This is a genomic window from Streptomyces sp. NPDC056486 (genome assembly GCF_042795295.1).
Lineage (GTDB): Bacteria > Actinomycetota > Actinomycetes > Streptomycetales > Streptomycetaceae > Streptomyces.
The window spans coordinates 23,863-29,862 of the sequence record NZ_JBHTSF010000109.1; the positions used below are offsets into that span (position 1 = coordinate 23,863).

Consider the following 6,000-nt stretch of genomic DNA (forward strand, 5'->3'; position numbering starts at 1 on the left):
CGATTCTACGAGCCGCGCCGGGCCCCGCGTTCCAGCGGTCAGCCCGCGAGACCCCACGACACGGTGTTGTCCATGGACATCAGCACGGCGAGGACGACGAGATCGGCCACGCCGAGCCCGAGTCCGAGGGCCGCACGACCCTTTCGGCTGGTCCCGCGCAGCAGCGCGATGCTCGCGAGGACGATCGCGATCGGGCCGAGGAAGAGGTTCAGGACGAGCAGCCCGAGCAGGCCGAGGACGAACGAGGCGACGGCCATGCCGTCGGTGTCACGCCGGCCGGTGGGGACGGGGGCGGGGGCGGGCTCACGGGTCGAAGTGGTGGAGGCGGTGGTGGTGGAGGTGGTGGTCGTGGGCTTGGGGGCGAGGGTGCTGAGTCCCATGGTGTGACTCCTTTCAGGGGCCGTGCGGATCAGTTACGGAACAACGGAACAGTGGCGGCGCGCTCAGGAGTGGCGACGCGTGTGCCGCTCGCGGACCGTGAACACCACGAGCCAGACGCCGATGACGGCGGCGGCGACGAGGGTGACGGGGAGCGGCGCGTGGGCCACGGAGCCCAGGGCGACACCGAGCAGCAGGAGTGCGGCGACGAGGAACAACATGGGATGCCTCTCGTTGAGGGTTCGGTGAACGCTTGTGGTAACAACTGTTCACTGAGTTAGAGAGTACCTCTTCTCCGGCTTTCCAATCTCGGAGAACAGTTGTTAACTGCATGGCATGAGTCACACTCTCGGCATCCGGCAGGCCCAGAAGCAGAAAACCCGGCAGGCACTCCTCGACGCGGCGCTCCAGCTGCTCGAGGAGCAGAGCCTGAGCAGCCTGGGCCTGCGCGAGGTCACCCGCGCCGCGGGCGTGGCCCCCACCGCCTTCTACCGGCACTTCCGCGATGTGGCCGACCTGGGCGTGACCCTGGTGGAGGAGGCGCTGGACAGCTTGCACACCACACTCGTCTCGCTCCTCGCGGCGACCGGCGACGGCAATGGCGACGACGGCGAGGAACGCATCGCGGCCACGGTCGAGTTGATCGTCGCCTACGTCCGCACCCACCCCGCCCACGTCCGCTTCATCGCCCGCGAGCAGCACGGCGGGGTGCAGGCCGTGCGGTCCGCGATAGGCGGTCAACTCGCCCTGTTCGCGCAGGAGGTGGCGGGCCAGTTCTCCCAGGAGCCCGAGTCCGTGGGCTGGGACGAGGACGATCTCCTGATGCTGGCCAGGATGTACGTCGATCACATGGTGATGACCGCGTCCGCACTCCTGGAGGCGGCACCCGACGCACAGGAACGGGTGGCGGCCAGCGCACGTCGGCAGCTGCGCCTGGTGTCGCTCGGGCGGCGCCACTGGCTGGACGAACGCTGACAGGCGGTGACAGGCGGTGACAAGGGATATGGCGAGGCCCGTTGCCCCGCCGCGACGCTCGACTCTCCCGTAAGGAGCTACTAGCCTTACGGTCATGACGACCGATCGCGACTGGACACTCGACCAGACCTTCGCAGGACCGACCGGCGCAGTCCGCTGGACCGCCGTCGGACCCGAGGACGCACCGCCCGTCGTCCTGGTCCACGGCACGCCCTTCTCCTCGTACGTCTGGCGGAGCGTGGCCCGCACGCTCTCCCAGGAACACCGCGTGTACGTATGGGACCTGCCCGGCTACGGGGCGTCGGAGATGCGGTCCGGGCAGGATGTGACCCTGGCCGCGCAGGCCCGCGTCCTCACCGAGCTCCTGGCCCACTGGGGCCTGGACGAACCCGCTGTCGTGGCCCATGACTTCGGTGGCTGCGTCGCGCTGCGCGCCCACCTCCTGCACGGCGCCCGCTACGAACGCCTCGCCGTCGTCGACCCGGTGGCCCTCGCCCCCTGGGGCTCCCCCACCTACCGTCTGCTCGGCGCGCACGCCGACGTCTTCACCCAGCTGCCGCCCGCCCTGCACGAGGCGCTGGTGCGCGAGTACGTCGGTTCGGCGAGCCACCGCGGACTGCACCCGGCGGTGCTCGACCGCCTGGTCGAGCCCTGGTGCACGGAGGAGGGCAGGCCCGCCTTCTACCGGCAGATCGAGCAGAACGACCAGCGGTTCACCGATGAGATCCAGGGCCGGTACGGGGAGTTGGCGCTGCCCGTCCTCGTCTGCTGGGGCACGGACGACACCTGGATCCCGGTGGAACGCGGCCACGAGCTCGCCAAGCTGATCCCCGGCGCCGAGCTGCGTCTGATCGAGGGCGCGGGACATCTCGTACAGGAGGACGCGCCCGCTCAGCTCACCGGCGCGCTGAGCCGCTTCCTGCGTAAAGGTCGGTGACCGCGGCGGCGGCGTCCGCCAGTTCGGCGCGCGCCCCCGGCGGCGAGAGCACCTCCACGCTGGCGGCGAACGGGAGCAGCGTGCGGATGTCCCCGACGACGCCGAACCCGAGCCGGACGTCGATCCACTCGCTCTCGCCGTCGTCTTCGGGGCGTGCGCTGAGGAACTGCCCCTTCAGGCGCAGGAACTGGGCGAACCGGTCGCGTGCGACCCGCGCCGTCACGTCGACGCCGACCGGACGGTCCTCGACCTGACGCTTCAGCACGGCCCATACGTCGGCGAGTTCGATGCCCGGCCTGCGCTTGACGGGTGCGTCCGCAAGGGTCGCCTCCTGTACGCGGTCGGCGCGGAAGAGCTGGGGGGCGCCGCGCCGGTCGGCCACCAGGTACCAGACGCCCGCCTTCGAGACGAGGCCGTAGGGATCCACGGTGTAGGTGCGCGGCCGGGCGTCGCCGCTGTGGCGGTAGCGCAGGCGCAGCCGCCGGTCGGAGAAGACGGCGTCCTGCAGTACGTCGAGGTCGACGGTGACCGGATCCGATCCGCGGGGCCCCGGCATCCAGCGCGCCGAGTCGACGAGGATGCGCCGACTGGTCAACTCGGCGGCGGGACGGTGCGGTGCGGGCAGGGCCGCCATGACCTTGCGCAGCGCGGAGCCGAGCGCCTCGTCGAGCCCGAGCGCGGCGTGCGCGCCCTGCGCGGCCAGGATGAAGAGCGCCCGCGACTCGTCCGCGGTGAGCCCCGTGACGTCCGTGCGGAAACCGGGAAGCAGCGCGATGCCCCCGTGCCGCCCGCGCTCGGCGTACACCGGGACGCCGGAGACGGAGAGCGCCTCGATGTCGCGGTAGATGGTGCGCACGGAGACTTCGAGGCGGTCGGCCAGCTCATGGGCGGGGACCTGCCCACGGGTCTGGAGCAGCAGCAGGATCGAGAGCAGCCGGTCGGATTTCACGCCCCAAGGATGGCGGAAAGGGCCTGCCTGCGGCTCTTCCCGCACCCCGCTTATGATGCAGATGTGTTCGATTCCCGGCACATCAGGTCATTCCACGAAGTGGTCCGCACCGGCTCCTACTCCGCCGCCGCCCGCTCGCTCGGCTATACGCAGCCGGCGATCACCCAGCAGATGAAGGCGCTCGAACGGTCCGTCGGCACGGTCCTGTTCACCCGCGTCGGCCGCAGGATGCGGCTCACCGAGGCGGGCGAGGCGCTGTCCCGGCACGCGGGAATCATCCTCGGCAACATCAACGCCGCCCAGCAGCAGATGAACGCCATCACGGGCCTGCGCACCGGACGCGTGCGCATCTGCGCGTTCCCCAGCGCCAACGCCACCCTCATCCCCGAGGCGCTGGCCCGGCTCGCGGCGAGCCACCCCGGCGTGCGCGTCGAACTCCAGGAGAACGAACCGCCCGAGTCGCTCCAGCGCCTGGTGCACGGCGACTGCGACATCACGCTGGCCTTCCACTATCCCGGCCTGCACGAGGACGTACCGGAGGAGGTGGTGGAGATCCCGCTGATGGAGGACCAGTTGACGGTCCTCATGCCCTCGCGCCATCCGCTGGCCCGGCGCCGATCCGTCAGGCTCGTCGACCTCGCGGGCGAGCGCTGGATCGCGGGCTGCCTGCGCTGCCGCGCCAACTTCCTGCACGAGTGCGCCGAGCAGGGCTTCACGCCGGACATCGCCTTCACCACGGACGACAATCTCGTCATCCAGAGCCTGGTCGCCGAGGGGCTCGGCATCGCGATGATGCCGGGGCTCGTCCTCAACTTCCTGCGCCACCGGCAGGTGACGGGCCGGGCCCTCGATCCGGCGTCCCGTCGGCAGGTCTCGGCGTACGCGCTCAGGGAGCACCTGCGGATTCCCGCGACGGCGCTGGTCCTGGATGAGCTGAAGGCGGTCGCGGCGAACCGGATGGGCTGCTGAGGCGCACAGCCTCCGATCGAAGCCGCCATCCATAAGCAGGTGTTGGGGTATGGCTTAGAAACTGTCGTTGGACGTGATGGAAGGGCGGCAGGACGCTGCCCGTATGAGTGCCTCCACCACCGCGTTCCGCGCGGCCCGCACCACCGGGCGTCTGGACACCCTCGTCACCGATGTCCGCGAGGCCGTCGGCCGGGGTCTTCCGCCGGATCTGACGGCGTACCTGGTCGGCGAGCGGCTCGCGCCGTATCTGGGCGCGGCCGATCTGCTCGCCGACGAGCAGTGCGAGGGCGATCCCGGGCGCTACCGGCAGCATCTCCTGCACGCCGAGCACGACGGCAGCTTCTCGGTGGTCGGCCTCGTCTGGCTGCCGGGCCAGCACACGCCGGTCCACGATCACGTCTCCTGGTGCGTCACCGGCGTCCACGAGGGCGCGGAGCACGAGCGGCGCTACCGCCTCGTCCCGGCGGCGGCAGGGGCCCCGGCGCGGCTCGTCGCCACCGAGGACCTGGTCAACCGGCAGGGCACGGTGTGCGGTTTCGCACCGCCCGGAGACATCCACCGGGTGTGGAACGCCGGTACGCGGCGGGCGATCTCGCTCCATGTGTACGGCGCGGACATCTCCCGCCTCCGCACCAGCGTGCGCCGCGTCTACGCGCTGCCGGCCGACCGCTGATGGCACTGCTCGGCCAGCGCCAGCCGGCCTCCCCGGTGGCACCCGCACCTCCCCGCTCCCCCACGCTGCCGGGACTCGCCCTCGCGGCCCTCGGCGTCGGGGCGGCCTGGGTGACACACACCCTGCTCCCCGCCGTGCCGATGCTGACGGCTGCGGTGGCGCTCGGGCTCGTGGCGGCGCATGTGCGGGGTGCCCGCGCCGTCGTACGAGGCCGGGGCAAGGCGGGTCTCTCCCTCGCGGGGAAGCGGCTGATGCGGCTCGGCATCGTCCTACTCGGTCTGAAGCTGAGCCTGGACGACGTCCTGGGTCTTGGCTGGGCGACGGTGGCGATGGTGCTCGGGGTGGTCGCGGCGACGTTCTTCGGGACGTGGTGGCTCGGCCGCCGGATGGGGCTGCCCGGCGATCAGCCGCTCCTGATCGCCACCGGCTACTCGATCTGCGGCGCGTCCGCGATCGGCGCGGTCAGTGAGGTGAGTGAGAGCGAGGAGCGGGACGCGGCGGTGTCGGTGGCGCTCGTGACGCTCTGCGGGACGCTGGCCATCGCCGTACTGCCGCTGTTGCAGGGCCCGTTGGGTCTCGGTGACGCGGAGTTCGGCCGGTGGGCCGGTGCGAGTGTCCACGACGTGGGTCAGGTGGTGGCCACCGCGCAGACTGCCGGGGCGGGTGCGTTGGGGGACGCGGTCCTCGTGAAACTGATGCGGGTGGCGATGCTCGCGCCGCTGGTGGCGGGGGTCGCGCTGTCCTTACGGGCCCGCGGGGCCGCTGTGCGCGGGGCGGGAGCGGGGCGACGGGCGCCGGTCCTTCCGCTGTTCGTTGCGGGGTTCCTGGTGATGGTGGCGGTACGGAGCACCGGCTGGGTGCCGGGTTCCGTCCTCGACCTGGCGGGCCACGCCCAGGAACTGTTGCTTGCGGCGGCCCTGTTCGGGCTCGGCGCCGCGGTGGATCTGCCCTCGCTCGCCCGGACGGGGTGGAGGGTGGCGGTGGTCGGGCTGGGGGCGTGGGTGGTGGTGGCGGGGGGTTCGTATGCGGGCGTGATGGTGGTCGGGTAGGGGCTTTGGTTGCCGTCATCACCGGCTTCGCCGAGTTCGTCCTCAATCGCCGGACGGGCTGAAAGTTTTC

8 protein-coding genes are annotated in these 6,000 nt (G+C 71.4%); 5 read left to right on the plus strand and 3 right to left on the minus strand.

Translation table 11 applies throughout. The annotated features are described in order from the left end of the window. Positions 1 to 38: 38 nt before the first annotated feature. The gene (locus ACFQ7F_RS32295) at positions 39 to 380 is read right to left on the minus strand and encodes a hypothetical protein (RefSeq protein WP_383278109.1); all 342 of its coding nucleotides are present in this window, start codon (positions 378 to 380) and stop codon (positions 39 to 41) included. A gap of 63 nt (positions 381 to 443) precedes the next feature. After that, the gene (locus ACFQ7F_RS32300; RefSeq protein ID WP_383278112.1) at positions 444 to 599 is read right to left on the minus strand and encodes a hypothetical protein; all 156 of its coding nucleotides are present in this window, start codon (positions 597 to 599) and stop codon (positions 444 to 446) included. 115 nt (positions 600 to 714) lie between these two features. Here ACFQ7F_RS32300 and ACFQ7F_RS32305 point away from each other — a divergent pair, with 115 nt between their 5' ends. Both ACFQ7F_RS32305 and ACFQ7F_RS32310 read left to right on the plus strand, forming a co-directional pair. Beyond that, entirely contained in the window at positions 715 to 1,353 is a 639-nt protein-coding gene (locus tag ACFQ7F_RS32305) for a TetR family transcriptional regulator (protein ID WP_383278115.1), read from the plus strand. Between the two features lie 94 nt (positions 1,354 to 1,447). Further along, positions 1,448 to 2,290: an alpha/beta fold hydrolase gene (locus ACFQ7F_RS32310; protein ID WP_383278118.1), complete on the plus strand. Its 843-nt coding sequence runs from the start codon at positions 1,448 to 1,450 to the stop codon at positions 2,288 to 2,290. Here ACFQ7F_RS32310 and ACFQ7F_RS32315 read toward each other — a convergent pair. Further along, a complete protein-coding gene (locus tag ACFQ7F_RS32315) occupies positions 2,250 to 3,239 on the minus strand; it encodes a helix-turn-helix transcriptional regulator (protein WP_383278121.1) in 990 nt (329 codons plus the stop codon). The two genes, ACFQ7F_RS32310 and ACFQ7F_RS32315, sit on opposite strands and share 41 nt — an antisense overlap. Positions 3,240 to 3,302: 63 nt before the next feature. On the opposite strand from ACFQ7F_RS32315, the gene ACFQ7F_RS32320 reads away from it, so the two are divergent. From ACFQ7F_RS32320 to ACFQ7F_RS32330, 3 genes are all read left to right on the plus strand, one after another. Beyond that, on the plus strand, positions 3,303 to 4,208 hold the full coding sequence (locus ACFQ7F_RS32320; RefSeq protein ID WP_383278123.1) for a LysR substrate-binding domain-containing protein: 906 nt from the start codon (positions 3,303 to 3,305) through the stop codon (positions 4,206 to 4,208). A gap of 103 nt (positions 4,209 to 4,311) precedes the next feature. Further along, positions 4,312 to 4,881 (plus strand): cysteine dioxygenase, encoded by a 570-nt coding sequence (locus ACFQ7F_RS32325; RefSeq protein ID WP_383278126.1) that lies wholly within the window; start codon positions 4,312 to 4,314, stop codon positions 4,879 to 4,881. Continuing rightward, a complete protein-coding gene (locus ACFQ7F_RS32330; RefSeq protein ID WP_383278129.1) occupies positions 4,881 to 5,930 on the plus strand; it encodes a YeiH family protein in 1,050 nt (349 codons plus the stop codon). The genes ACFQ7F_RS32325 and ACFQ7F_RS32330 overlap by 1 nt, the downstream gene beginning before the upstream one ends. Positions 5,931 to 6,000 lie beyond the last annotated feature (70 nt).